Source organism: Mesorhizobium australicum, assembly GCF_900177325.1.
Taxonomy (GTDB): domain Bacteria; phylum Pseudomonadota; class Alphaproteobacteria; order Rhizobiales; family Rhizobiaceae; genus Mesorhizobium_A; species Mesorhizobium_A australicum_A.
In genome coordinates this window covers 210,203-233,163 of the sequence record NZ_FXBL01000004.1, presented here as the reverse complement: position 1 = coordinate 233,163, position 22,961 = coordinate 210,203, and the positions used below count along the sequence as shown (strand labels likewise).

General features: G+C 65.1%; 21 protein-coding genes and 1 riboswitch. Of the genes, 11 read left to right on the top strand and 10 right to left on the bottom strand.

Features of this window, described 5'->3' with window-relative positions:
- Nucleotides 1–110 precede the first annotated feature (110 nt).
- From B9Z03_RS03455 to B9Z03_RS03420, 8 genes are read left to right on the top strand one after another with little or no spacing between them, the layout of a single operon-like run.
- The gene (locus tag B9Z03_RS03455) at nucleotides 111–1,127 is read left to right on the top strand and encodes a pyridoxal-phosphate dependent enzyme (protein WP_085462897.1); all 1,017 of its coding nucleotides are present in this window, start codon (nucleotides 111–113) and stop codon (nucleotides 1,125–1,127) included.
- Between the two features lie 52 nt (nucleotides 1,128–1,179).
- Nucleotides 1,180–2,784: an ABC transporter substrate-binding protein gene (locus B9Z03_RS03450; protein WP_176247415.1), complete on the top strand. Its 1,605-nt coding sequence runs from the start codon at nucleotides 1,180–1,182 to the stop codon at nucleotides 2,782–2,784.
- A 13-nt stretch (nucleotides 2,785–2,797) separates the two neighbouring features.
- Nucleotides 2,798–3,718 (top strand): ABC transporter permease, encoded by a 921-nt coding sequence (locus B9Z03_RS03445; protein WP_085462895.1) that lies wholly within the window; start codon nucleotides 2,798–2,800, stop codon nucleotides 3,716–3,718.
- Entirely contained in the window at nucleotides 3,711–4,556 is an 846-nt protein-coding gene (locus B9Z03_RS03440; RefSeq protein ID WP_085462894.1) for an ABC transporter permease, read from the top strand. The genes B9Z03_RS03445 and B9Z03_RS03440 overlap by 8 nt, the downstream gene beginning before the upstream one ends.
- Nucleotides 4,557–4,565: 9 nt before the next feature.
- Entirely contained in the window at nucleotides 4,566–5,690 is a 1,125-nt protein-coding gene (locus B9Z03_RS03435) for an amidohydrolase family protein (protein WP_085462893.1), read from the top strand.
- Entirely contained in the window at nucleotides 5,687–6,673 is a 987-nt protein-coding gene (locus tag B9Z03_RS03430) for an ABC transporter ATP-binding protein (protein WP_085462892.1), read from the top strand. Before B9Z03_RS03435 ends, B9Z03_RS03430 begins: the two co-directional genes overlap by 4 nt.
- On the top strand, nucleotides 6,670–7,635 hold the full coding sequence (locus B9Z03_RS03425; RefSeq protein ID WP_085462891.1) for an ABC transporter ATP-binding protein: 966 nt from the start codon (nucleotides 6,670–6,672) through the stop codon (nucleotides 7,633–7,635). Before B9Z03_RS03430 ends, B9Z03_RS03425 begins: the two co-directional genes overlap by 4 nt.
- Before the next feature lie 47 nt (nucleotides 7,636–7,682).
- The gene (locus tag B9Z03_RS03420) at nucleotides 7,683–8,174 is read left to right on the top strand and encodes a RidA family protein (protein ID WP_085462890.1); all 492 of its coding nucleotides are present in this window, start codon (nucleotides 7,683–7,685) and stop codon (nucleotides 8,172–8,174) included.
- A 13-nt stretch (nucleotides 8,175–8,187) separates the two neighbouring features.
- Here B9Z03_RS03420 and B9Z03_RS03415 read toward each other — a convergent pair whose 3' ends face one another.
- The 10 genes from B9Z03_RS03415 to B9Z03_RS03370 form a co-directional block, all read right to left on the bottom strand.
- Nucleotides 8,188–9,186: an SIS domain-containing protein gene (locus B9Z03_RS03415; RefSeq protein ID WP_085462889.1), complete on the bottom strand. Its 999-nt coding sequence runs from the start codon at nucleotides 9,184–9,186 to the stop codon at nucleotides 8,188–8,190.
- Between the two features lie 34 nt (nucleotides 9,187–9,220).
- Nucleotides 9,221–10,183 (bottom strand): N-acetylglucosamine kinase, encoded by a 963-nt coding sequence (locus B9Z03_RS03410; protein WP_085462888.1) that lies wholly within the window; start codon nucleotides 10,181–10,183, stop codon nucleotides 9,221–9,223.
- Nucleotides 10,180–11,295, bottom strand: coding sequence for an ABC transporter ATP-binding protein (locus B9Z03_RS03405; RefSeq protein ID WP_085462887.1), 1,116 nt, complete (start codon nucleotides 11,293–11,295; stop codon nucleotides 10,180–10,182). The genes B9Z03_RS03410 and B9Z03_RS03405 overlap by 4 nt, the downstream gene beginning before the upstream one ends.
- Before the next feature lie 15 nt (nucleotides 11,296–11,310).
- The gene (locus B9Z03_RS03400; protein WP_085462886.1) at nucleotides 11,311–12,162 is read right to left on the bottom strand and encodes a carbohydrate ABC transporter permease; all 852 of its coding nucleotides are present in this window, start codon (nucleotides 12,160–12,162) and stop codon (nucleotides 11,311–11,313) included.
- A complete protein-coding gene (locus B9Z03_RS03395) occupies nucleotides 12,159–13,049 on the bottom strand; it encodes a carbohydrate ABC transporter permease (RefSeq protein ID WP_085462885.1) in 891 nt (296 codons plus the stop codon). Before B9Z03_RS03395 ends, B9Z03_RS03400 begins: the two co-directional genes overlap by 4 nt.
- Nucleotides 13,050–13,111: 62 nt before the next feature.
- Nucleotides 13,112–14,371 (bottom strand): ABC transporter substrate-binding protein, encoded by a 1,260-nt coding sequence (locus B9Z03_RS03390; RefSeq protein WP_244561650.1) that lies wholly within the window; start codon nucleotides 14,369–14,371, stop codon nucleotides 13,112–13,114.
- Between the two features lie 169 nt (nucleotides 14,372–14,540).
- A complete protein-coding gene (locus B9Z03_RS03385) occupies nucleotides 14,541–15,701 on the bottom strand; it encodes an ROK family transcriptional regulator (RefSeq protein ID WP_244561649.1) in 1,161 nt (386 codons plus the stop codon).
- A gap of 149 nt (nucleotides 15,702–15,850) precedes the next feature.
- A complete protein-coding gene (locus B9Z03_RS03380) occupies nucleotides 15,851–16,879 on the bottom strand; it encodes a methionine synthase (RefSeq protein ID WP_085462883.1) in 1,029 nt (342 codons plus the stop codon).
- Nucleotides 16,880–16,906: 27 nt separating this feature from the next.
- Complete coding sequence (locus B9Z03_RS03375; RefSeq protein WP_085462882.1) at nucleotides 16,907–17,956, bottom strand: DUF1852 domain-containing protein; 1,050 nt, start codon at nucleotides 17,954–17,956, stop codon at nucleotides 16,907–16,909.
- Between the two features lie 96 nt (nucleotides 17,957–18,052).
- Nucleotides 18,053–18,248, bottom strand: a riboswitch (cobalamin riboswitch).
- Nucleotides 18,249–18,311: 63 nt separating this feature from the next.
- Nucleotides 18,312–19,721 carry a short-chain fatty acyl-CoA regulator family protein gene (locus tag B9Z03_RS03370; protein WP_085462881.1) on the bottom strand — a complete coding sequence of 470 codons (1,410 nt, stop codon included), beginning with the start codon at nucleotides 19,719–19,721 and terminating at the stop codon, nucleotides 18,312–18,314.
- Between B9Z03_RS03370 and B9Z03_RS03365 the strand changes: the two genes are divergently transcribed.
- The 3 genes from B9Z03_RS03365 to prpC are packed head-to-tail and all read left to right on the top strand — an operon-like array spanning nucleotide 19,705 to nucleotide 22,957.
- Entirely contained in the window at nucleotides 19,705–20,265 is a 561-nt protein-coding gene (locus tag B9Z03_RS03365; protein ID WP_085462880.1) for an acyl-CoA thioesterase, read from the top strand. The two genes, B9Z03_RS03370 and B9Z03_RS03365, sit on opposite strands and share 17 nt — an antisense overlap.
- Nucleotides 20,262–21,794 carry an MmgE/PrpD family protein gene (locus tag B9Z03_RS03360; RefSeq protein ID WP_085462879.1) on the top strand — a complete coding sequence of 511 codons (1,533 nt, stop codon included), beginning with the start codon at nucleotides 20,262–20,264 and terminating at the stop codon, nucleotides 21,792–21,794. The genes B9Z03_RS03365 and B9Z03_RS03360 overlap by 4 nt, the downstream gene beginning before the upstream one ends.
- Nucleotides 21,791–22,957: a bifunctional 2-methylcitrate synthase/citrate synthase gene (gene prpC, locus B9Z03_RS03355; protein ID WP_085462878.1), complete on the top strand. Its 1,167-nt coding sequence runs from the start codon at nucleotides 21,791–21,793 to the stop codon at nucleotides 22,955–22,957. The genes B9Z03_RS03360 and prpC overlap by 4 nt, the downstream gene beginning before the upstream one ends.
- Nucleotides 22,958–22,961 lie beyond the last annotated feature (4 nt).

The window sequence follows — 22,961 nt, the reverse complement described above, 5'->3', positions numbered from 1 at the left end:
GACAACTGTCCTGTATATGGGACATTTGTAAGAACAAGAAAATCATACCGGCTGCCGGGTACGGCAGGTGGCTTTCCGGATCCTGTCCGGAGAGAGGGACGAGCATTGCCATGAGCGATACGATGAGAATGAGCCATCAGGAGATACGCGACCGCATCGCGACCTTGCCGCGGCTCGACATCGCGCTCAAGCAGACGCCACTCGAGGAGGCACGCAACCTGACGCGCGTGCTGGGCGGGCCGCGCATCTTCGTCAAGCGCGACGACCTGACCGGCGTGGCGCTGGGCGGTAACAAGCTGCGCAATCTCGAATTCCGCCTGGCGCATGCGATGAAGGACGAGCCGGACACGGTGGTCGTCGGCCTCGACCTGCAGTCCAACTCGGCGCGGCAGACGGTTGGAGCCTGCAACAAGCTCGGCCTCAAGACGATCCTGGTGCTGGAAGGGCGCCGGCCCAACAATGTGCAGGGCAATCTGCTGGTCGACTACCTGCTCGGCGCAGACGTGCATTTCGCCGCCGACCGGCACGAGCAGCGGGCGCTGCTGGACAGCCTCGCGGCCGATGTGCGCGCCAGAGGTGGCCGCCCGCACATCCTCAACGACAATCCTATGTTCGACGTCGCTTCCGCGGTCGCCTATCTCGAAGTGACGCTCGAAGTCATCGAGCAGCTCGGCGAGCGTGGGCTCGCGCCAAACGTCTTCTACATGTCTTCGTCCGGCAAGGGTTCCGCCGGTATCATGCTCGCGCAGAAGCTGCTCGGCGGCGATTTCGCCATGAACGCCGTTTGCGCAACGGACGAATTCCACCTGCCCTCGCGCACGGCCGGGATCGCCAACGAGACCAGCGCGGCGCTCGGTCTCGACATCACGATCGCCGAAGACGAGGTGGTCAACTTCACCGACTTCGTCGGCAAGGGTTACGGTATCCCGAGCGAGGCCGGCGACGAGGCCGTGCGCCTCTTTGCCCGCACCGAGGGCATCATCCTCGACCCGATCTACACCGGAAAGGCCGCCGCCGGCCTGATCGCCCACATCCGCGAGGGCCGCTTCTCGAAGGACGACGTGGTCGTCTTCGTTCACACCGGCGGGACGCCGGCCATTTTCACCTGGAATGAACTCTGGCTCTGACGCGCCGGGCAGCTGAGCCCGGCCGCGTTCAACAATGAAGGGGAGTAAGCAGATGAGACGCAGGGAATTTCTGACGGGAGCCGCCGGAGCGGCGCTTCTTTCGACGCTGCCGGCTGGCGCGATGCGTGCCTTTGCACAGTCGGCCTCGGGTGTGATCACCTTCGGCCAGAGCACGGCCGTGCTGACGCTCGATCCGGCGCACGGCGCCTTCACCGGTTATCCCGGCGGATACGAGGCGGCGCTGCTTCTGTTCGACCGCCTGCTCGACTTCGATGCCGACATGAAGATCGTGCCGTTGCTGGCGGAGTCGTTCGCGATGGCCGCCGACCTGAAGTCCTGCGAGCTGAAGCTTCGGACAGGCGTTACCTTCCATGACGGCACGCCCTGCGACGCGGCGGCGATCAAGTTCAACATCGAGCGCATGATGAACAAGGAGATCAACACCACCAACCGGCCGCTGTGGGATCCGATCGCCGGCGTCGACGTGGTGGACGACAAGACCGTCGTGATCCGCACCAGCACGCCCTTCGCGCAGCTGCCGAACACGCTGGCGCATGGCTCGGGTGCGATCGTGTCGCCGGCCGCGATCGAGAAGTCCGGCGAGAGCGGTTTCGCGCAGAACCCGGTCGGCGCCGGGCCCTATATGGTCGAGGCGTTCAGCGCCGGCCAGGAGCTGAAGCTGAAGGCCTTCGACGGCTATTGGGGCGCCAAGCCCGGCGCTTCCGGCGTCGTCTTCCGCTTCATCGCGGAGCCTGCGACCCGCATCAATGCGCTGACGACCGGCGCGGTCGACGTGATCGACGCCGTACCCGTGCAGCTCGTCGGCCAGCTGAGCGGCAATGCCGATGTCGAGGTGGTGCGCCGGCCGGGCCTGCGTCCGATCGGGCTCGCCTTCAACCTCACCCGCCCGGCTCTCTCCGACGCCAAGGTGCGCAAGGCGCTGAACCTCGCAGTGCCGGTCGCCACCATCGCGGAGAAGGTGTTCTTCGGCTTCGCCAAGGCGCCGGACTCGCCGCTGGCCTTCGATGCGATCGGTCACAAAAGCGTCGGCGAGACGGTGTTCGACCAGGAGAAGGCCAAGGCGCTCCTGGCCGAGGCAGGCTACACCGCGGGCGCGGACGGGATCCTCGCCAAGGACGGCACGAAACTCAGCCTCGCCTTCTTTGCCCCGGAAGGGCTCTTCCCTGGCGACGTCTCGGTCGCCGAGATCGTCGCCGCCTCGCTCAAGCAGATCGGCGTCGATGCCCAGATCACCAAGATCGAGAAGGGCGCCTATTGGGATCACCTGCGGCAGGACAAGGCGAACCTGGCCTGGGACCTGGCGATGTTCGGCTTCAATCCGTCGAACGCGTCCGGCACCTATCACCTCGCCTCGCTGTTCAAGTCGAACAAGGACGACAACGCCAAGCCCGACGTCTGGAACATCGGTCGCTACCGCAACCAGGAGGTCGACGACCTGCTGAAGACGGCGGACACGGCGCCGGAGGAGAGCGCCCGCCTCGAAGCACTGGGCAAGGCGCAGGAACTGGTCTGGGAGGACACGCCTTATCTGTGGCTGCAGATCAACGAGAACGTCTCGGCGGTGCGCAAGGCGGTGACGGGCGTCGGGGTAATGCCGATCGTTTTCACCAACCTGCGCAACGCGGCCAAGGCCTGACGCGGACGGATCGATGACAGGATTCCTGATCAGGCGCTTCGCGACCATCCCGCTCGTGGTGCTGGGCGTGGTCACGATCCTGTTCATCATCTTCAAGTCCGTTCCCGGCGACGAGGCGAGCTTCGTTGCCGGGGCCACCGCCACGCAGGCCGAGATCGAGGCCGTGCGCGTGCAGCTCGGTCTCGATCGGCCCCTCCTCGAACAATATGTCAGCCACATCTCCGGCCTCGTCGTCGGCGATTTCGGCTACTCCACCACCTTCCGCGGCAATCCGCTGCCGCACATCCTCGACCGGCTGCCGGCGACGCTGGCGCTGGCGGCGGCGGCGATCCTGCTGACGATCGTCATCGGCATCCCCGCCGGCGTCGCAGCTGCGGCATTCCGCAACCGTTGGCCGGACTATCTCATTTCGCTGACGGTAGTCGGGCTGCTCGCGGTTCCGAACTTCTGGCTGGGCATGCTGCTTATCGCAGTGCTGTCGGTCGATCTCGGCCTGTTGCCGAGCTTCGGCGCGACCGGCCCCGCTTCACTGGTGATTCCGACGCTGGCGCTCGCGGCGCGCTTGATCGCGCTGGTGGCGCGCATGACGCGCGGCGTGGTGATCGAGGAGCTGCGCAAGGACTATGCGCGCACCGCGCGGGCAAAAGGCCTGTCGAAGGCGCTCGTCCTGCGCCGGCACGTGCTGCGCAACGTGATGATCCCGACCGTCACGGTGATCGGCCTGCAGGCTGGCTACCTGCTTGGCGGGTCGGTGGTGATCGAGCGGCTCTGCGCCTGGCCCGGCATCGGCGACCTGCTGCTGACGGCCGTGTCGGTGCGCGACTACACGCTGGTGCAGGGCATCGTGCTGATTTTCGTCGTGTCCTTCCTGATCATCAACATCGCGGTCGAGGTCATCTATCGCTTCGTCAATCCGAGGCTGCGCCATGCGTGAGGCAGTGGTCCGGCGGCGTCGGAGAACAGGCAACGTCAACGTCTTCCTGTGGCTTGGCGCCTCGCTTCTGGCCGTCTTCGTGCTGCTTGCCCTGTTCGGGCAGGCGATCGCCCCCTACGATCCGAACGCGCAGGACCTGTTCGCCATGCTGGAGCCGCCGTCGGCGGGGCATCTGCTCGGCACCGACAATGTCGGCCGGGACATCCTCTCGCGCATCATCGTCGGCACGCGCTTCACGCTGTCGATCGCACTGGCCTCCGTGTTCTTCGCCGGCATCGGCGGCATCGCGCTGGGCGCGGTGGCCGGCTATTTCGGCGGCCTCACCGACCGCATCGTCACCGGCGTCATCGATCTCTTGCTGACGGTGCCAAACATCGTGCTGGCGATCGCCATCGCCTCCGTCGCGGGCTCCAGCGCCGTCGGCCTGACGATCGCGATCACGGCGAGCTTCATCCCGCCGCTGGCGCGGCTGGTTCGCGGCCGGGTGATCGAACTCGTCCAGGAAGATTTCATCGCTGCGTCGATCACCGTCGGCATGGGGCACACGCGCATCCTGCTCCGCCACATCCTGCCCAATGCGGCCACCGTCATCATCATCGAGCTCAGCCTCAATGCGGGGCAGGCCGTGCTGATCGGCTCGGCGCTCGGCTTCCTCGGCCTCGGCGTGCAGCCGCCGGCGCCCGAATGGGGCACGATGCTGGGGGCGAGCCGCGAATATCTGACCGTCGCGCCGCATATCGTCTTTGCGCCCGGCCTCGCCATCTCGCTCCTCGTGCTCGCCTTCAACGCCTTCGGCGACGGGCTGCGCGACGTCTTCGACCCGGCTTCACGTTCCTGACAGGTTCCCATGGATTACGGCATCATCGACTGTCACGCCCACATCTTCCCGCCGGCCGCGACCGCCGCGGGCTTTCCCGACGTGGCAACGCATCTGCTGCACCAGCAGCGCTCGATGCATATGCACGGCAACCAGCCCTACCGCCGCCTGCGCGACCGCGCGATCGTGACCGACAGGCCTCTGTGGGACCCGAACGATCCCTCTCCCGCCGGCCGCCGCGACGTGAATTTCCGCGTCGGCACGCACGGTCGCTACGAATGGACCGCCGGCGGCGAGGACCAGTATGTCCAGTTCCTCGCGCCTTGGATGGAAGACCTGGAAATGACCGCCGATACGCTGGTCTCCTACATGGACTATGCCGGCGTGGCGACGGCGGTGCTCCAGAACGAGCATATCTACGGAAACCTGGCCGGCGAGTTCGCTGCCGCCTCCGCCGCACATCCCGGCCGCTTCGTCGGCCTCGCGCAAGTCGAGGAAGCGTTCGCCTACCAGGACCATGAGCTCGAGCGCCTCGCCGACGAGATCGGCCGCCTCGGCATGGCCGGCTTCTACTTCACCACGACCGGCATGTTCCGCAGCGGCTACAAGCCGATGCATTCCGATCCGACCTACGATCCGTTCTGGACGCTGGTGGAAAAGGGCGGCCTGCCGGTGTTCTGGGTGCAGTCGGCCAATTCGCCCGTCGGCACCTACGAGGACGAGATGCGTCACCTCGCCCGGATCGTGGAGCGGTTCCCGGCCATCCGCCACCTCCTCGTGCATGGCGTGCCGACCTCGCTCTACGCGGACGAGAACGACCGCCTGAAGCTGCCGTCGATCATCGAGACGTTGCTGACCCAGGCGCCGGTGTCGGCCGAGATCCTCTATCCGATCGCCTGGGGCGGCAAGCAGGAATACCCCTATCCGCGCGCGCATCTGCATATCCGGCAGTTGGTCGAGCGGTTCGGCGCATCGCGTTTCCTATGGGGCTCCGACGCGCCCAATGTCGACCGCTACTGCACCTATGCGCAGTCGCTGACCTATTTCACACGCTACTGCGACTACCTCTCCGAGGCCGACAAGCGCGCAATCCTGCGCGACAATGCGGTGGCCCTGCTGCCGGCGCTGCAAATACAGGACGGCACCACGGGATGAAGCCGCTTCTGTCCATAGAAGGACTGACGGTCGAGCTTGCGACCCGCGACCGCACCTTCGAGGCGGTCAGCGACCTCACCTTCGGCGTGTCGCGCAACGAGGTGCTGGCGCTGGTCGGCGAGTCCGGTTCCGGCAAGAGCATGACGGCGATGGCGATCATGCGCCTGCTGCCCGAGCCCGTCGCCGAGATCGTCTCCGGCCACATCCTGTTCGACGGGACCGACCTTGCGAGCGCCGGTGAAGCAGCCCTGCGTGGCATCCGGGGAAATCGCATCGGCCTTATCTTCCAGGAGCCGATGACGTCGCTCAATCCGTCGATCCGCGTCGGGCCACAGGTGGCGGAGGTGCTGCGGCTGCACAAGGGGCTCGATGCGACCGCGGCCCGCCGCCGTGTCGAAGAGCTTTTCGCGCAGGTGCGGATCCCCGACCCGAAACGGCGCTACGACGACTATCCGCACCAGATGTCGGGCGGCATGCGCCAGCGAGTCGTCATCGCGCTGGCGCTCGCTTGCGATCCCGACGTGCTGATCGCCGACGAGCCGACCACGGCGCTTGACGTCACCACGCAGGCGCAGATCCTTGAGACGTTCCGCGATCTGCAGGCCTCGGTCGGCGCGGCGACGATCCTGATCACCCACGACCTTGCCGTAGTCGCCGAGACGGCGGACCGGGTCGCGGTGATGTATGCCGGGCGCATTGTCGAGGAGACGACGACCGAGCAATTGTTCGCCGCGCCGCGCCATCCTTACACCCACGGGCTGCTGGGCTCGATCCCGCATGTGACGGAAGACGGCGAGGCAGGCGGCCGTCTTCCCGAGATCCCCGGCACAGTGCCGGCGCTGTGGGCGTTGCCGCCGGGATGCGCGTTCGCACCGCGCTGCCCGCGTGCGGGCGAGCGTTGCACGATTGAGCGACCGCCGCTGACGGAGCTCGCGCCGGGTCACCGGGCGGCCTGCTGGTATCCCCTGGAGGCGGCGCAATGACGATGCTGCTCGACGTGAAGAATATCTCCAAGCGCTTCACCGTCTCGCGCGGCATGGGCGGTTCGCCCGGCACCGTGCATGCGGTGGACGACGTGTCCTTTTCGATCGCTCCCGGCGAGACGCTCGGTCTCGTCGGCGAGTCCGGTTGCGGCAAGTCGACCGTCGGCAAGATGATCGTGCGGCTGCTGGAGCCGAACGAGGGAGAGATCCTGCTGGAGGGCACGGACATCACCCACGCTTCGCACCGTGCGATGCGGCCGTTGCGGCGGCGCGTGCAGATGATCTTCCAGGATCCGAACGGCTCGCTCGACCCGCGCCAGCGCGCCGCCGACATTGTCGAGGAGCCGCTGGTCGTGCACGGGCTCGGCAATGCCGCGGAGCGCAAGGCCAAGGTCGCCGACCTGTTCGCCCGGGTCGGCCTGCGGCCGGACCAGATGGGCAATGTGCCCTCGAAGTTCTCGGGCGGGCAGCGCCAGAGGCTGGCGATTGCGCGTGCGCTCGCGCTCAATCCGTCGCTGATCGTCGCAGACGAGCCGGTGTCCGCGCTGGACGTGTCGATCCAGGCGCAGGTCGTCAACCTGATGTCCGACATCCAGAAGGAATTCGGGCTCGCCTACCTGTTCGTGGCGCACGACCTCGGCGTGGTGCAGCACATCAGCGACCGCGTCGCGGTGATGTATCTCGGCCGTATCGTCGAGATCGGCGACACCGCCGCCGTCTACCAGCGGCCGAGCCATCCCTACACGCGCACGCTGATGGAGGCCGTGCCGCGGCCGGATCCCACGCGTCGGCACAGCCGGATCAAGGTGCCGCGCGGCGAGGTGCCGAGCCCGCTCGACCCGCCCTCGGGCTGCACCTTCCATCCGCGCTGCCCGATCGCGACGGAGGTATGCCGCGCGGAGCGGCCGCGCCTGCGCCGCGTCGCGTCGGGCGCCGAGGCCGCGTGCCATCACGCCGACTAGGGTCGATCCGCCGGCGCGCGAAGACCGATTTCTGAATGGAGCAGTGCATGAATATCGCCAATCACGATGTCGCGGCCGGGTCGCCACAAGATCGCCTTGCCCGGCTCGGCATCGTGATTCCGCCGCCGCCGCCACCGATCGCCAACTTCCTCACACATGTGAGGGAAGGCAACCTCTTGTTCCTCTCGGGACAGGGGCCGCGGGAAACCGACGGCCACCTGCACAGCGGCAAGGTCGGTGCGGACGTGTCGGTCGCCGAGGCCTATGCGCATGCACGCCTGACCGGGATCAACCTCATCGCCGTGATGCAGGCCGCGCTCGGCGACCTTCGGCGGGTCAAGCGCGTCATCAAGCTGTTGGGGATGGTCAACGGCATCGCCGACTTCGCCGATCACCCGAGCGTCATCAACGGCTGTTCCGACCTCTTCATCGAGGTTTTCGGGGAGCGAGGCCACCACGCCCGTTCGGCGGTTGGCATGGCCTCGCTCCCGGGCAACATCACGGTCGAGATCGAGGCGGTCATCTCGATTCTCGACTGATGTTGCCTATGGGTCAGGCGGCCACCGGCACCTTGGTGTCCGACATACGGTAGCGGAACTTGGTGTCGGTGAGGCCGGCGGCGTCGGACAGCTCGGCCGCGAACAATTGCGCGGCAAAGATGTTCAGGATGCCCTGGGCAATCTGGTTCGCCTGCTTCGGAACTGTCAGGACCGTCAGGAGCTCGCCGTCCGAGATGCCGGCCTGGGTGGTGATCAGCAGGACGGGACACCCGATCTTCTCGACCTGATGCGCCAGCTCGACCTCGCGTCCGTCGCCGAAGATGACGACGCCGGTGGTGGCATCCATCGATTCCAGCGGTCCGTGCAGATAGTGGCGGGTGTCGTAGGCGGAGGCCGGAATGCGCGACGCCTCCCGGATCAGCAGCGACGCGCCGTCGGCGGTGCCGAGGGACGATCCCGCGCCAACGCAGTCGATGGCGCGTCGCTGCGGGAACAGTTCGCCGAGCCGCTTCATCTTGAGGGCCGCGGCAGAGAGCACGTGCCGCGACAGGTCGGGGATGGCGGCAAAGACATCGTCCGTCTCGCCGAGCATCTTCTGGAACGCCATGCCCATCGCCAGAAGCGTGGCCGTGTAGCCCGTGCTGGAGGGCGTGGCGTCGGAGCCGTTGTTGAGCGTCACGTGGAAGTCCGACGCCTGGGCGAGCGGGCTCGTCGGATCATTGGTAATCGCGAGACGCTTTGCCGAAGGCAGCTTCTCGTGCGCCAGCACGGTCTCGACACTGCGGCCGCGATGCGACAGGCCGACGAGCGTGTCGACGAGATCGTATCCCTCGGCCATGTCGCAGGCACGGATGGCGAAGGCGCGGCGGCCCTTCGCCTGCAGTTCGCCTGCGCCGACGACGGCCGCCGCGAAGCTCGCGCCGATGCCGGTGATGCCGATCACCGGCCGGTCGAGCGGCTTGAGGTCCATTCCCGCGAGCTGATCGCGCGCGGCCGAATATGTGTCGGCCAATGCCTCGGGTTGACGCGCAATGGTTGAACGGTAGCTCATGACATTTCCTTCCTGTGAGCAGCTCGAGGCGATGTCAGCGCGCGAGGCGCTTCAATTCGCCGGACGAGGATTGGGCGAGGGTCGCGGCGAGGCGGCAGGCGCCTTCGACCGGACTGCCGCTGAATAGATGCGGCGTGATCCGCGCCGAAGACCGTTCGGAAACCGCATCCGAGAACGCCTGCCAGAGCGAGGCCTGCGCGACGATGACGCTGCCTCCCGCGACGACGTGGCTGGCGCCTGCGCCGCGGGCATCGAGATGCATGACGAGCTGGGCGAGTTCCTGTCCGCCTTCGCGAATAACCCGCCGGGCGAGTTCCGAGCCGTGCGCGGCGGCTTCGAAGACCGCTTCGGCATGGGCGCCGATGGCGGCCGGGCCGCCAAGGGAGGCAAGCGCGCTGCCGAGCCGGGGTATGGCAGGGACGTCAAGCGCATGGAGAAGCGCCTTGGCCAACGGCTCGTCCGGCTCTCCGCCAGCATCGAAATAGCGGGCAACGGCGCGCACCGCTTCGCGCACAAGCCCGGCCGCGCTGCCTTCGTCGCCGACGACCCAGCCCCAGCCGCCCGCCGAGATCATCGCGCGCCCCTTCGGCCGGCAGACGGCGATCGAGCCGGTTCCGGCAACCACGCCGATCTGGCCGGTCAAGCCGAGCGCCAGGGGCATCAGTTCAGCGTCGTTCACGACGGACACAGGAATCTCGGTCAATGCCGAGAAGGCGCGGCCGAAGGCCTGGCATTCCTCGTCATCGTCGCAACCATGCGCGCCGACGCCGATTGCGGCGACCGGCATGCCCGCTGCAAGCCGGTCGACCATATCCAGCAGGCGATGCGCATCGTCGTCCCAGCTCCGGGTGCGCCACTGCGCGCTGGGCACGATATGGTCGTTCACCCGGGCGGGGTCCTGCACGCCGGCAAGTTCGGCGCGAAGATGTGTCTTGGTGCCACCGATGTCGATGCCGACGATCAGTGAACCATTGGGCTGCGAGGTCTGTAAGGTCATTCGGTTCGTCCAGCCGCAGTGCGCAGCCGTGTTCCATCGGGAGCGAAGAAGAGCGCGCGGCCGAGATCTCCGGCGATCCGGGCCGTGTCGGAGGATGCCGCCGCGTCGCGGCCGGCGCGCGCGATGACGCGGGTTCCATCGGCCAGATCGACGTGGACATAGGATTCCGCACCGAGCTCTTCGACGAAGGCGACGCGCCCGTCGAGCAGCAGCCCGCCTTCGGGAGCGGGAGTAGACGCGGAGACGAGCCTCAGATGCTCCGGACGAAGCCCGATCTCGAGCCTGTCGAGCGAAGGAAGCCCCGCGAAAGAAAGGCTCGCCGAGCCGCTGCCGCCGATCGCGTCCAGCTTGACTGACGACACATCGGAGGCGGCGACGCGGGCCGGCAGGAAATTCATCTTGGGGGAGCCGACGAAACCGGCGACGAAGCGGTTGTCGGGATCGTCGTAGAGACGGAGTGGCGCGCCGGATTGCTGGATCTTGCCGCCGTTCATCACGACCATCTTGTCGGCCAGCGTCATCGCCTCGACCTGGTCGTGCGTCACATAGATCATGGTGGTGCCGAGACGGCGGTGCAGCTCCATCAGCTCGGCACGCATCTGCACGCGCAGTTCGGCGTCCAGGTTGGACAGCGGCTCATCGAACAGGAAGACGCGCGGCTCGCGCACGATGGCGCGGCCGATGGCGACGCGCTGCTTCTGTCCGCCGGACAGTTGCGCGGGCTTGCGGTCGAGGAGCTTTTCAAGGCGCAGGATCGCCGCCGCCTGCCGCACCTGCCCGGCGATGAAGTCCTTCGGCTTTCCGGCCATGCGCAGGCCGAAGGACATGTTCTGGAAGACGGTCATATGCGGGTAGAGCGCATAGGACTGGAACACCATCGCGGTGCCGCGCTTGGCCGGCTCGACATCGTTCACCACCTCGTCCTCGATGGCGATGGTGCCGGAGGTCGGGTTCTCGAGGCCGGTGATCATTCGCAGCAGCGTCGATTTTCCGCAGCCCGAAGGGCCGACGAAGACGACGAACTCGCCGCGCTCGATCGCGAGGTTGACGTCTTGCAGCACGTTCACCGTGCCGAAGGACTTGGTCACCGAGGAGATTTCCAGGAAGGCCATGTGGTGTGGTTCCGATCAGCCCTTGCTGCCCGACATCGCGATGCCTTCGACGATCTTGCGCTGGAAGATCAGGAAGAAGAGGAGCGGCGGTATCGCGGCCAGGAGGTTTGCCGTCATGACCACGTCGACCGTCTGGTGCGACAGTGGCGCGTTGAAGAGACCCACGACCTGCCCGACCGTGTACATTTCGGGGCGGGTGCCGACGATCAGCGGCCACATGTAGTTGCCCCAGGTCTGCATGAAGGTCAGGATCGCGAGCGTGATCATGGCGTTGCGGCAGAGCGGCAACGCCACGTACCAGTAGATCTGGAAGTGCCCCGCCCCGTCGAGCCGCGCCGCCTCGATCATGTCGCGCGGGATCGAGCGCATGAACTGGACCAGCATGAAGAGGCCGAAGGCCGAGGCGAGGCCCGGCACCACCAGGCCCTGCATCGTGTTGAGCCAGCCGAGCGACGACGTCAGCAGATAGGTCGGAATGATGGTCGCGGCCGTCGGGACCATGAGGGACAGCATGACGATGCCGAAAAGGATGCGCTTGCCGGGGAATTCGAATTGCGAGAACTCGAACGCGGCGAGCGAGCCGACCAGGAGCACGCCAACAATGGTGAGCACGGCGTAGAGCAGCGAGACGAGATAGGCGCGCAGGTAGCCGGTCTCGGCAAAGATCATATGGATCTTGTCGATGCCGGCCGAAATCGAGGTCGGCCAGAGTCGCGGATTGATCGAGACAGGCTCTCCGGGCAGGGAGAAGACCACGTTGACCATCCACCAGATCGGGAACACCGCGATGATCGCGACGACGATCGCGATCGCCCATTTGAGGACGATCCAGATCGAAACGCGGCGCGAGGAAACGACGGCGCTCATCGACGCTCCCTCCAGCTGCGCACGCCGAACATGAGGACCGTCAGGGAGACGATGGCGATGGTGAGGAGGAACCCGTATGCAGACGCCTCGCCGAAGCGGACCTCGCCGAAGGCGCGGCCCATCATGTCCATCACCGGGAACAGCAGCGCGCCGCGGCGGCCGCCATATTCGGAGAAGGACGAACCCGTCAGCAGCCAGGGCTTGTCGAAGACCTGCATCGCCGAGATCACGCTGTAGGTGATGACGAAGAACATCACGGGGCCGAGCATGGGCACGGTGATGTGGACGATCTGCTGCCACTTGTTGGCGCCGTCGAGCCGCGCGGCCTCATAGAGTTCGGATGGGATGTTCTTCAGCCCGGCCAGGAGGATGACCATGTTGAACCCGGCCGAGACCCATACGTCCACGGCGATGAGGGCGTAGATCATCGTGCCGGTGTCGTTGAGGAAATTGACCGAAGGTATCCCAAGCCAGCCAAGGATCATGTTGAGGAGGCCGAAGTTGGGGGCATAGATCCAGCGCCAGATCGTCGCCGCCAGGAAGGCGGGAAGGACGACGGGCATGAAATAGGCATTGCGGAAAAAGCTCGCCCAGCGGCCAGTGAAGCTGTCGACCAGGAGGGCGAGGCCCAGCGCAACCAGGATGCCCAGCGGCACCGTGATCGAGATGTAGGTCAGCAGGTTCCACATCGCCCGCGAGAAGTCGCGCGATCCGATGACCTTCTCGTAATTGGCAAGCCCGACGAACTGTGGCGGCTGCACGCCGTTCCAGTCGTGGAAGCTGTAGAAGAAGCCGCTGAAGATCGGATACAGGAAGAACGCCGCGAACAGGATCATGAACGGGGCGATCATCAGATAATGCGGCAGATGCCTGCGATAGATCGGCATGGTCGAACCCTGCTGGCATCGCGGCCGGGACGCTCCCGGCCGCGGCTCTCAGAACGAACTGGTCACTCGGCCAGGCAGTCGTTCAGCTCGGCGATCATCTCGGCGGCACCCTCCTCCGGCGTGTAGTCGCCATCCGCGGTTGCCGACACGAATTCCACCACCGTCGACGGATAGCATGCAGGCACTGCCTTGATGAGGTAGGGCGGCTGGACGTCCATGGCGTATTTCACCGCCTTGACCGAGGCGGAGATGAGCGGCAGCGCGGCCACATCCGGCTCGCTCATCGCCGCCGCGTTGGAATTGTAGCGCGACAGGAGCTTCGCCCAGCGCGCCATCTGCTCCTTGGCGGTGATGTAGGAAGCGAACTCCCAGGCGATGTCGAAGTTCTTGCCCGGCGCGACGCCGACGATCTCGTAGTTCTGGATGCCGCCATGCTTGCCGGCCGTGTCGCCGGGGATCAGCACGAAGTCATACTTCAGCTTGCCGTTCTTCGCCGCCTCGGCATAGGTCGGGTTGACCCACGGACCGACCGTGTGGAATGCGAGCTGGTCGGTGATGAACAGATCCTTCGTCGCCTGGTCGTTGCGGCTCGTTCCGGAATTCAGGGGAGCCATGTCCACGAACTTCTGCAGCATAGTGGCCATCACCTTGGGGTCGATCCGCGTCTTGCGGCTGTCCCAGTCGATGCCCCAGGTGCTGACGTCGCCGGAAACTGCGTACATCTCGGCGATCGAATTGAAGACCAGAGCCTGGTCGGGGATGGCGAACATCCCGGCTTCCTTGATCTTCTTCATCTGGTCGAGCCATTCGGCCCAGGTTGCCGGAGGCGTCTTGGTGTCGATGCCGGCCTTTTCGAGCACGGTCAGGTTGCGGAACATCAGCGAGCCGTAACCCGTGTAGGGCAGGCAGTACATCTTGTCCGGCGCGGGAGAGCAGTTGTCGATGGCGCTCTTGTTGAACTGGTTGCGATAGTCCTCGGGCATGGCCATCCACTTGTCGTGGATGTTGGCCAGCGCACCCACCTCGACCAGCTGGGCGCCGGTGCCGAGCCCATTCATGAAGACATCGGGGAGGTTGCCGCTCGCAGCACCCGCCACCTGGCCGGCTGTCAGGTCCGCATCGCCCTTGCCGACGATGTTGATCTTCACGCCCGGATGCTTTGCCGCGAATTCGCTGATGAACTCCTGCTGCAGGGCCAGCGCGTCGCCTTGCGCGAAGTCGGAGTAGACCCAGTATTCCAAAGTCACGTCCTGGGCCATCGCCATCCCGGTCGAGCCGACCGCGATCAACGCAGCGATGCTGCCCAATAGTTTACTGCGCATGGCCATTTCCCTCCTGTGAAACGATCACATGAGGCTCCCCTATTCGGCCTCTATGTGTGTTAGGCACATTAACAAATAAATGATGCGAGCCAAGAGTCAATCGTCAACCGCGTCGCCTGAGGGGCGGCTCGCAGAATCTTGCTTCTCTCGGAAGACGGGATTTCGACGGTCAGCCGTCGTCGCCCAGAAGCCGGCCCATGGCGCGTTCGACGGCCAGCTTCTCGATACCGAGGACGGTCGCGTCGACGCCCAGCAACGTGGTTCGCACCTCGACCGGATAGGTCAGGAGATCCACCACCTCGCGCACCTTGGGCAGCAGCAGCGGCGACGCGCCCAGCCCGCCGCCCAGCACGACGAGACCGGGATCGACAACGCTGACGCAGGTGGCGACCAGCGCGCCGATATCGGCGGCATGACGCTCGACATGCTCTTTCGCGACCGGATTTCCCTTCTCGGCCATGGCGAGAAGCTCGCTGGTGTTCGCCGGCGCCGGGCCTTCTTCGCGCGGCCAGGTCTCCTGAACGCGCGCGATCAGCGACTCCGTTCCGAGATACCGTTCGACGGCGCCCGGCTCCGGCGCAATTCCGGGCGCGAACGGAAAGCTGATATGGCCGATCTCGCCGGCCGAGCCGGTCTTGCCCGAAATGAGCTGGCCGCCCAGCATCAGGCCCATGCCGATCTTCAGCCCGATCTGCACGTAGGCGAACGTGTCGTGGCCGCGGGCTGCGCCGAAGTGCTGCTCGGCGACGGCGGCACAGTTCACGTTGTTGACCAGAAGGACATCGACGCCGTCGGGTGGGCTGAACGCGCTGAAGATGAGGTTCTGGTGCGTGCCGGCGACGTCTCCGTCAGGCCCGACCACCCGCGTGGGAACCGCGATGCCGAGTGCCCGCAGCGGTCCCCAGTCTTCGCGTGCCTCGGCAAGGGCGGCCGCGACCTCCTGGGCCACAACGCGGCTGATTTCCTCGTTCAGCGAGAACTGGCTGCCGGGAAGGCTGCAGACCCGGCTGTGCAGAAGGCGGCCGTCGAAGGTCGAGACGCGCAGGCGGACATGGGTCGAGCCAGCGTCGACCGCCATCACATGCCCGGCCTTCCGTCCGACGCGGTACTGTACGGCGCTACGACCGAGCGGTCCCTGTACGGCGCCCATCCCCTCGACATAGCCGGGGCGCTCCAGTTCGGCGATGGCGGCCGACATGGTCGGCCGCGACAGGCCCAGCGCGGAGCCGATCTGCGGTCGCGTGGACGGTCCCTCGGCCACCAGGCGGCGCAGAACAGCCTTCGCGCTTCCCGTCAGGGCGGGAAGCTGCCTCGAACCATGAATCAGCACGGGAACTCTCGGTCAATGATTTGTAATTTTAGCTAACTTTCATATCATCGACAACGCTCGCAAGCGAGACGGATATATACGAAGGTCCGTTGCGGCTTGCGGGACGCGCGCGGTCAAGGTGGCCGTGCAGCGTCCCCCCTGTTCGGATGCTATGCTGCGAGTTCTCTTCGGACGATTTCCGCCCCCGCACTCAAGGCCTTCAGCTTGCCCGTCGCCACCTGGCGAGGCAGCGGGGCCATGCCGCAGTTCGTGCAAGGGTAAAGCTTGTCGGCATCAACGAACCGAAGCGCTTTCCGCAGCGTGTCGGCAACGTCTTCCGGTGTCTCGACGGCGTGTGTCGCGACGTCGATGGCGCCGACCATCACCTTCTTGCCGCGGATAAGCTCGATGAGATCCATCGGGACATGGGAGTTGTGGCACTCCAGCGAGATCAGATCGATGCTGGATTTCTGCAGCTTGGGGAAGGTTTCCTCATATTGCCGCCACTCCGATCCCAGGGTCCTTTTCCAGTCCGTGTTCGCCTTGATGCCGTAGCCGTAGCAGATATGGACCGCGGTCTCGCATTTGAGGCCTTCGATCGCTCGTTCCAGGGTGGCGACACCCCAGTCATTCACCTCGTCGAAGAACACGTTGAAGGCGGGCTCATCGAACTGGATGATGTCGATCCCGGCTGCCTCCAGTTCCCTGGCCTCTTCGTTGAGTATCTTGGCGAACTCCCACGCCAGCTTCTCGCGACTCCCGTAATGGCTGTCGTAAAGCGTATCGATCATGGTCATCGGGCCCGGCAGCGCCCATTTGATCGGCTGCATAGTCTGTTGCCGTAGAAACCTGGCGTCTTCGACAAAGACGGGTTTCTGGCGGGATACGGCGCCGACGACCGTCGGGACGCTGGCGTCATAGCGGTTGCGAATCCTGACGGTCTCGCGCTTCTCGAAGTCGACGCCGCTGAGGTGCTCGATGAACGTCGTGACGAAATGCTGCCGCGTCTGCTCGCCGTCGCTGACGATATCAATCCCTGCCTGCCGCTGATCGTCGAGGGAGAGACGCAGGGCATCCTGCTTGCCCGCGATCAGTTCCTCGCCCTGCAGTTTCCAGGGAGACCAGAGCTTCTCGGGCTCTGCCAGCCAGGAAGGTTTCGGCAGGCTGCCGGCGGTCGAAGTGGGCAACAGTGTTTTCATCGGGCAAGGGCCTCGTTTTTCGATGGGTCAGAGAGCGGAATTGGCCGACCACTGCTCGAGCATGGTCCGGTAAGGCGTGATGAAGTTCTTCTCCGCGAACCGTCCCTGCTCGACACCCAGGCGGCTTCGTTCTTCCCGGTCGTAGACGATCTGCGTTAGGGAGTAGTCCTGATGCTTCAGGTCGGGTTGGTAGCACGCGCTTGCGGCAGAGTTGGCGTTGTATATCTCGGGACGGTAGATCTTCTGGAACGTCTCCATCGTGCTGATGACGCTGGTCAGCTCGAGATTGGTGTAGTCGTCAAGCAGGTCGCCGGTGAAATAGAAAGCCAGCGGCGCAACGCTGTTCGGAGGCATGAAGTAGCGAACGGCCAAGCCCATTTTGCTGAAATACTGATCGGTCGCGGAGAGTTCGTCCTGCCGATATTCGATACCCAGGATAGGATGCTGGTTGTCGGTTCGGTGATAGGTCCTGCTGCTCGACGCGCTGATGCATATGATGGGAGGCTTATCGAACCGCTTCGTGTAGGCGTTTGAGTTGATGAATGACTTGAACAGCTTTCCGTGCAGATCGCCAAAATCAGGCGGAGTGCTGAAGCCGGTCTGGTTCTCGTTGTGTGCGGGGAGCAGAACATTGAAGTCGTAGTCGCGCACGTAGGAGGAGAAGTTGTTGCCCACGACGCCTGCGATCCGCCTGGCAGTCTTGTGGTCAACGATCGTCGTGCTCAGCATTTCGATGAGCGGGAAGGAGGGACCGTTGGCCTCTGAGCCGATCTCGAGTTCGACCGAAATGATATCGAGTTCGACGGAATAGCGATCGCCTTTCGGGTTGTCCCAATGCGCCAGGGCATTGAAACGATTGTCGATCATCCGCAAGGCTTTGCGCAAATTCTCCTGCCGGTTCGCCCCTCTCGCGAGGTTGGCAAAGTTGGTGGTGACGCGCGTCTTCTCCGAGGGGCGGTAGTCCTCATCGAAGCGAATGCTGTCGATGCGAAAAGCAAAATCGTTGCCCGGCGTGATCTGCCGACGATCAAGACGTGGAACGCCCTGGACGGAGGCTGCAAATATGGTGTGGGACATGACCTACCCCAATGAGTTGGGGCGTGGGTCAGCGGACACATAGCAAGACAGGCCGCTAAGCGACCCCGCTACGGCACACCGGGACACCCCGCCCGTGGACGTTACTTCGCCGTGGCAGGTCTCCTGGCTCGCGGGTCGTCGCCTTTGCCCGTCTTCCCGAGACTTTCGCCTCAGTGACATGAGTGGGCTTGGCTCTCCGCCTACAGTTGCGGGGGCAGCGCCGGTATCTGACCGGCTTCCCTCTTAGCCTGCGAACGATGTGCCCGCAGGAACCATGGCGCGAGGATTGATATACGGATGGAGGAGCAAGTCAAGCATGATATAAAGAAATGTTTATATCTTTACGTCTTGCCTTTCAGCTCGAAGAATAGGGCGCAAAGGTGCTGGTCGCCTCGTCGACGAGTGCCGGTTCCGCGACGGACGGAAAGGCGCGTTGCGGGCAGCGCGGCCTGCCGCAGATCTTGCAGCCGGCGCCGATCGGCGTCCTGGCCGCCGCGTCGTCGAGGCGAAGGCCATTCGAATAGACCAGCCTGCCGGCGTGCCGCAGGTCGCAGCCGAGGCCGATTGCGAAGGTCTTCTCCGGCGCGCCATACCCGCCCGTCGCATGGCTCACCGTCCTGGCGATCCAGAGATAGGTGCGGGCATCGGGCATTTCGGCGAGCTGCGTCAGGATCCGGCCCGGCCGCACGAACGCTTCGTAGACGTTCCACAAGGGACAGGTGCCGCCCGCCCGGGAAAAGTGAAAGTCGGTAGCCGACTGACGTTTGGAAATGTTTCCTGCCCGGTCGACCCGGATGAAGAAGAACGGCACGCCTCGTGCTCCGGGACGCTGCAGCGTGCTCAGACGGTGGCACACGGTCTCGAATCCCACGCCGAACTTCTGTCCGAGAAGGTCGATGTCATAGCGCATATCCTCCGCAGCTTTCAGGAAAGCGCCGTAGGGGAGGACCAGCGCTCCGGCGAAATAGTTTGCAAGCCCGATCCTGGCGAGGGAGCGTGCTTCCCCGTTGGTGAATGGCGTGCCGGAAATCTGCTCGTCGATCATCTCGCCGAACTCGAGAAAGGCGAGCTGCGTCGCGAGCTGGAAGGACTGCCGACCGGCTCCGAGGCTCGCCGGCAGACGCAGCACTCGCGTGGCTGCATCATATGAGCGACGCAGAAGATATCCGGTTTCGCCCTCGTCACGGACGACCCGCACTCCATGCCGCTCCCGCAGCCTGTCTTCGATCGCACCGGGCGTGGCGCGTCCCATCGCCGCGCTCACGGCCTCCGCGGCGCGATCGAGCGAGTCGATGTAGTTGTGCCGCGCATAGAAGAAGTCGCGGACCTCCTCGAACGGCGCCGACGCGGTTCGTGTATCCGGTCGACGGTCGTCCCCGAGGCGCGCGGCAAGTGCGGCAGTCTCGTCGAGCGCACGCGCGAGCTTTTTGTGCAGGGCGACGATCGCCTTGCCCACCGCAGGCATGTTGGTGGCGAGTTCCTTGATCTCCGCGCCGGAGATCTCCTCGCCGACATGCGGGAGCGACAGCCCCTCGCGCAGCTCCGCAACCAGGCGCGCCTCGTCTTCGTCGGAAAACAGCTGCACGTCCACCCCGAAGGCGGCGTTCAGCTTCAGAAGCACCGGCACCGTCAGGGGCCGCTGGTTGTTCTCTATCTGGTTCAGGTAGCTGAGGGAGAGGCCGATCGCGTCGGCGAGCGCCTGCTGGGTAAGGCGACGCTCGTCACGCAGCCGCTTCAACCGCACTCCCATGAACAGCTTCTTCACGGCACCCTCGTCTTCGCAAAGTTTGCAGATTTGCCGTCAGTGCTTCGCAAAACTCTGCTTTTTCAGTGATTTACGTCCTCCATTCTATGCGGATATTGCGAATTGGAAAGAGGAGCGGAGCAGATCCTTGCCATTGACGGCGGAGCACACAGGTCGAGCCGAGACGCGATTCACGGAGGTCGTGCTGCTGGAGCACGCTCAGGATGACGCGCTCTACGGGCCCAATGTGCTCCGGATGATGGGCAAGGCCGCCTTCGTCTGTGCTTCGCGTCACGCCCGTTGCGCCGTGGTCCTGGCAAAGGCTGACAGCATCGAGTTCCGCAGGACGATCGGGGCGGGAGAGATCGTTGATGTCCGCGCCCGTCTGGCATTCCGCGGCCACTCTTCCATGACGGTCCTTGTCGACGTGGACCCTGCTGACCGCGGCGGTGACATGCCGGCTGTCAGTGGCCGTTTCATGATGGTCGCGGTCGACCGGGACGGTGTCCCGATGCCCATTCCGTCCTTTGCCGATCAATCCCGCCGAGAGGAAACCGCCTCGTGAAGTCGCATACCGTCCGCACCTACAAATCCGCCGAAAAGCTCGCTCGCGAGGACCAGCTCGCGTGGAAGATCGCATCGGTCGCGGTGGACGACGTGCCGCTCGATGCCGACGTGGTGGAGATGATCGGCAACCGCATCATCGACAATGCCGCTGTGGCCGCTGCTTCGCTTGCCCGTCATCCGGTGGCCAGTGCGCGTGCCCAGGCGCAGGCCCATCCTTATATGCCCGGCGCGACGGTCTTCGGTCTACCGGCGGCCGCGCGGGTTTCGCCCGAATGGGCCGCGTGGGCGAATGGCGTCGCCGTTCGCGAACTCGATTTCCACGACACCTTCCTCGCCGCCGACTATTCCCACCCTGGTGACAATATCCCGCCGATCCTGGCCGTCGCCCAGCATTGCGGCCTGTCGGGGCAGCAGCTCGCGAAGGGAATTGCGACCGGCTACGAAATCCAGGTCGATCTGGTGAAAGGCATCTGCCTGCACGAACACAAGATCGACCACATCGCCCATCTCGGCCCCTCGGCCGCGGCCGGCATCGGCACGGCGCTGGGCTTGCCGACAGAGGTCATTTATCAGGCGGTGCAGCAGGCGCTGCACGTAACCACAACCACCCGCCAGTCGCGCAAGGGCGAGATTTCGAGCTGGAAGGCCTATGCCCCGGCCTTCGCCGGAAAGATGGCGGTGGAGGCGGTCGACCGCGTCATGCGCGGCGAAGGCGCGCCGTCGCCGGCGTGGGAGGGCGAGGACGGTTTCATCGCCTATCTGCTTTCGGGCCCGAAGGCCGAGTATGCCGTGCCGCTTCCCGAGAGAGGCGAGGCCAAGCGCGCGATCATGGACACCTACACCAAGGAGCACTCTGCCGAATACCAGAGCCAGGCGCTGATCGATCTCGCGCGCCGCATGGGACCGAAGATCGGCGACCTGTCGCGGGTGAAGGACATCGTCATCCACACCAGCCATCACACCCACTACGTGATCGGCACGGGCGCCAACGATCCGCAAAAGATGGACCCGGCGGCGAGCCGCGAAACGCTCGACCATTCGATCATGTACATCTTCGCCGTCGCGCTGGAGGATGGCGGCTGGCACCACGAGCGCTCCTACGCGCCGGAACGCGCCAACCGTCCTGGGACGATCGCATTGTGGCACAAGATCTCGACCGTCGAGGACCCTGCTTGGACGCGGCGCTATCACAGCCGCGACCCGAGGGAGAAGGCGTTCGGCGGCCGTGTCGTCGTCACGCTTCAGGACGGCTCGGTGATCGAGGACGAGCTGGCGGTGGCGGATGCGCATCCGCTCGGTGCGCGGCCGTTCGCGCGCCCCGACTACGTGAGGAAGTTCCGCACGCTGGCCGACGGGATCGTCGCCGCGGCCGAGCAGGACCGGTTCATAAGCTGCGTCGAACGGCTGGAGGAGCTGAGGCCTGATGAGCTGGCCGGGCTGACCTTCACGGTCGATGCCGCGAAGATCGGACCCGCCGCCGCACGCGGCATCTTCGACTGGATAGGTGGCAGAGGGAGGACGGCATGATCGTATCGAAGCCCAAGAAGTCCGTCGCGCTTTCCGGCGTCGTCGCCGGAAACACCGCGCTCTGCACTGTGGGGCGTACCGGCAACGACCTGCACTATCGCGGCTATGACATACTCGACGTGGCCGAGGCCTGCGAGTTCGAGGAGATCGCCCACCTTCTCGTCCACGGCGAATTGCCGACGGCGACCGAGCTCCGCGCCTACAAGGCGAAGCTGAGGGCTCTGCGCGGGCTTCCGCAGGCGGTCAAGAACACGCTGGAACTGCTCCCGGCCGCCACGCATCCGATGGACGTGCTGCGTTCCGGCGTCTCCGCGCTCGGCTGCGTCCTGCCGGAGGCGGTCGATCACAACCACCCGGGTGCGCGTGATGTCGCCGACAGGCTGCTCGCCTCGCTCGGCTCCATGCTGCTCTACTGGCATCACTTCGCCCACAACGGACGGCGGGTCGATGTCGAGACCGACGACGATTCCATCGGCGGGCACTTCCTGCATCTGCTGCACGGCACCGCGCCGAAGCCGTCGCATGTCAGGGCGATGCACGTCTCGCTGATCCTTTACGCCGAGCACGAGTTCAACGCCTCCACCTTCACCGCGCGTTCGATTGCCGGCACCGGCTCGGACGTCTACTCGGCCATCACCGGCGCGATCGGCGCGCTGCGCGGGCCGAAGCATGGCGGTGCCAATGAAGTGGCCTTCGAGATCCAGAAGCGCTACGCCGATCCGGACGAGGCAGAGGCCGACATCCGCCGCCGCGTCGAGGCGAAAGAGGTCGTCATCGGTTTCGGCCATCCCGTCTACACGGTGGCCGATCCGCGCAACAAGGTCATCAAGACCCTGGCGCGGCAGCTCTCCGTCGAGGCCGGTTCGACCAGAATGTTCGACATCGCCGAACGCATCGAGGCCACGATGGCCGATGCGAGGAGCATGTTCCCGAACCTCGACTGGTTCAGCGCCGTCTCCTACCACATGATGGCGGTTCCGACGGCCATGTTCACGCCCCTGTTCGTGATCTCGCGCATCTCCGGCTGGGCCGCGCACGTCATCGAGCAGCGCCAGGACAACAAGATCATCCGCCCGTCCGCCAACTATATCGGACCGGAGAACCGCACCTTCGTGCCGATCGAACGGCGCGGCCGGCCGGTCGCAAGCTCCAAGGCCGCCTGAGGAT

What these genes read in the sequence shown, in the direction of transcription:
- B9Z03_RS03455 (WP_085462897.1), top strand. Translation starts at nt 111, where the DNA reads ATGAGCGATACGATGAGAATGAGCCATCAGGAGATACGCGACCGCATC.
- B9Z03_RS03450 (WP_176247415.1), top strand. Translation starts at nt 1,180, where the DNA reads ATGAGACGCAGGGAATTTCTGACGGGAGCCGCCGGAGCGGCGCTTCTT.
- B9Z03_RS03395 (WP_085462885.1), bottom strand. Translation starts at nt 13,049, where the DNA reads ATGCCGATCTATCGCAGGCATCTGCCGCATTATCTGATGATCGCCCCG.
- B9Z03_RS03405 (WP_085462887.1), bottom strand. Translation starts at nt 11,295, where the DNA reads ATGGCCTTCCTGGAAATCTCCTCGGTGACCAAGTCCTTCGGCACGGTG.
- B9Z03_RS03415 (WP_085462889.1), bottom strand. Translation starts at nt 9,186, where the DNA reads ATGAGCTACCGTTCAACCATTGCGCGTCAACCCGAGGCATTGGCCGAC.
- B9Z03_RS03390 (WP_244561650.1), bottom strand. Translation starts at nt 14,371, where the DNA reads ATGCGCAGTAAACTATTGGGCAGCATCGCTGCGTTGATCGCGGTCGGC.
- B9Z03_RS03420 (WP_085462890.1), top strand. Translation starts at nt 7,683, where the DNA reads ATGAATATCGCCAATCACGATGTCGCGGCCGGGTCGCCACAAGATCGC.
- B9Z03_RS03375 (WP_085462882.1), bottom strand. Translation starts at nt 17,956, where the DNA reads ATGTCCCACACCATATTTGCAGCCTCCGTCCAGGGCGTTCCACGTCTT.
- B9Z03_RS03430 (WP_085462892.1), top strand. Translation starts at nt 5,687, where the DNA reads ATGAAGCCGCTTCTGTCCATAGAAGGACTGACGGTCGAGCTTGCGACC.
- B9Z03_RS03445 (WP_085462895.1), top strand. Translation starts at nt 2,798, where the DNA reads ATGACAGGATTCCTGATCAGGCGCTTCGCGACCATCCCGCTCGTGGTG.
- B9Z03_RS03400 (WP_085462886.1), bottom strand. Translation starts at nt 12,162, where the DNA reads ATGAGCGCCGTCGTTTCCTCGCGCCGCGTTTCGATCTGGATCGTCCTC.
- B9Z03_RS03410 (WP_085462888.1), bottom strand. Translation starts at nt 10,183, where the DNA reads ATGACCTTACAGACCTCGCAGCCCAATGGTTCACTGATCGTCGGCATC.
- prpC (WP_085462878.1), top strand. Translation starts at nt 21,791, where the DNA reads ATGATCGTATCGAAGCCCAAGAAGTCCGTCGCGCTTTCCGGCGTCGTC.
- B9Z03_RS03440 (WP_085462894.1), top strand. Translation starts at nt 3,711, where the DNA reads ATGCGTGAGGCAGTGGTCCGGCGGCGTCGGAGAACAGGCAACGTCAAC.
- B9Z03_RS03425 (WP_085462891.1), top strand. Translation starts at nt 6,670, where the DNA reads ATGACGATGCTGCTCGACGTGAAGAATATCTCCAAGCGCTTCACCGTC.
- B9Z03_RS03380 (WP_085462883.1), bottom strand. Translation starts at nt 16,879, where the DNA reads ATGAAAACACTGTTGCCCACTTCGACCGCCGGCAGCCTGCCGAAACCT.
- B9Z03_RS03365 (WP_085462880.1), top strand. Translation starts at nt 19,705, where the DNA reads ATGAACAGCTTCTTCACGGCACCCTCGTCTTCGCAAAGTTTGCAGATT.
- B9Z03_RS03435 (WP_085462893.1), top strand. Translation starts at nt 4,566, where the DNA reads ATGGATTACGGCATCATCGACTGTCACGCCCACATCTTCCCGCCGGCC.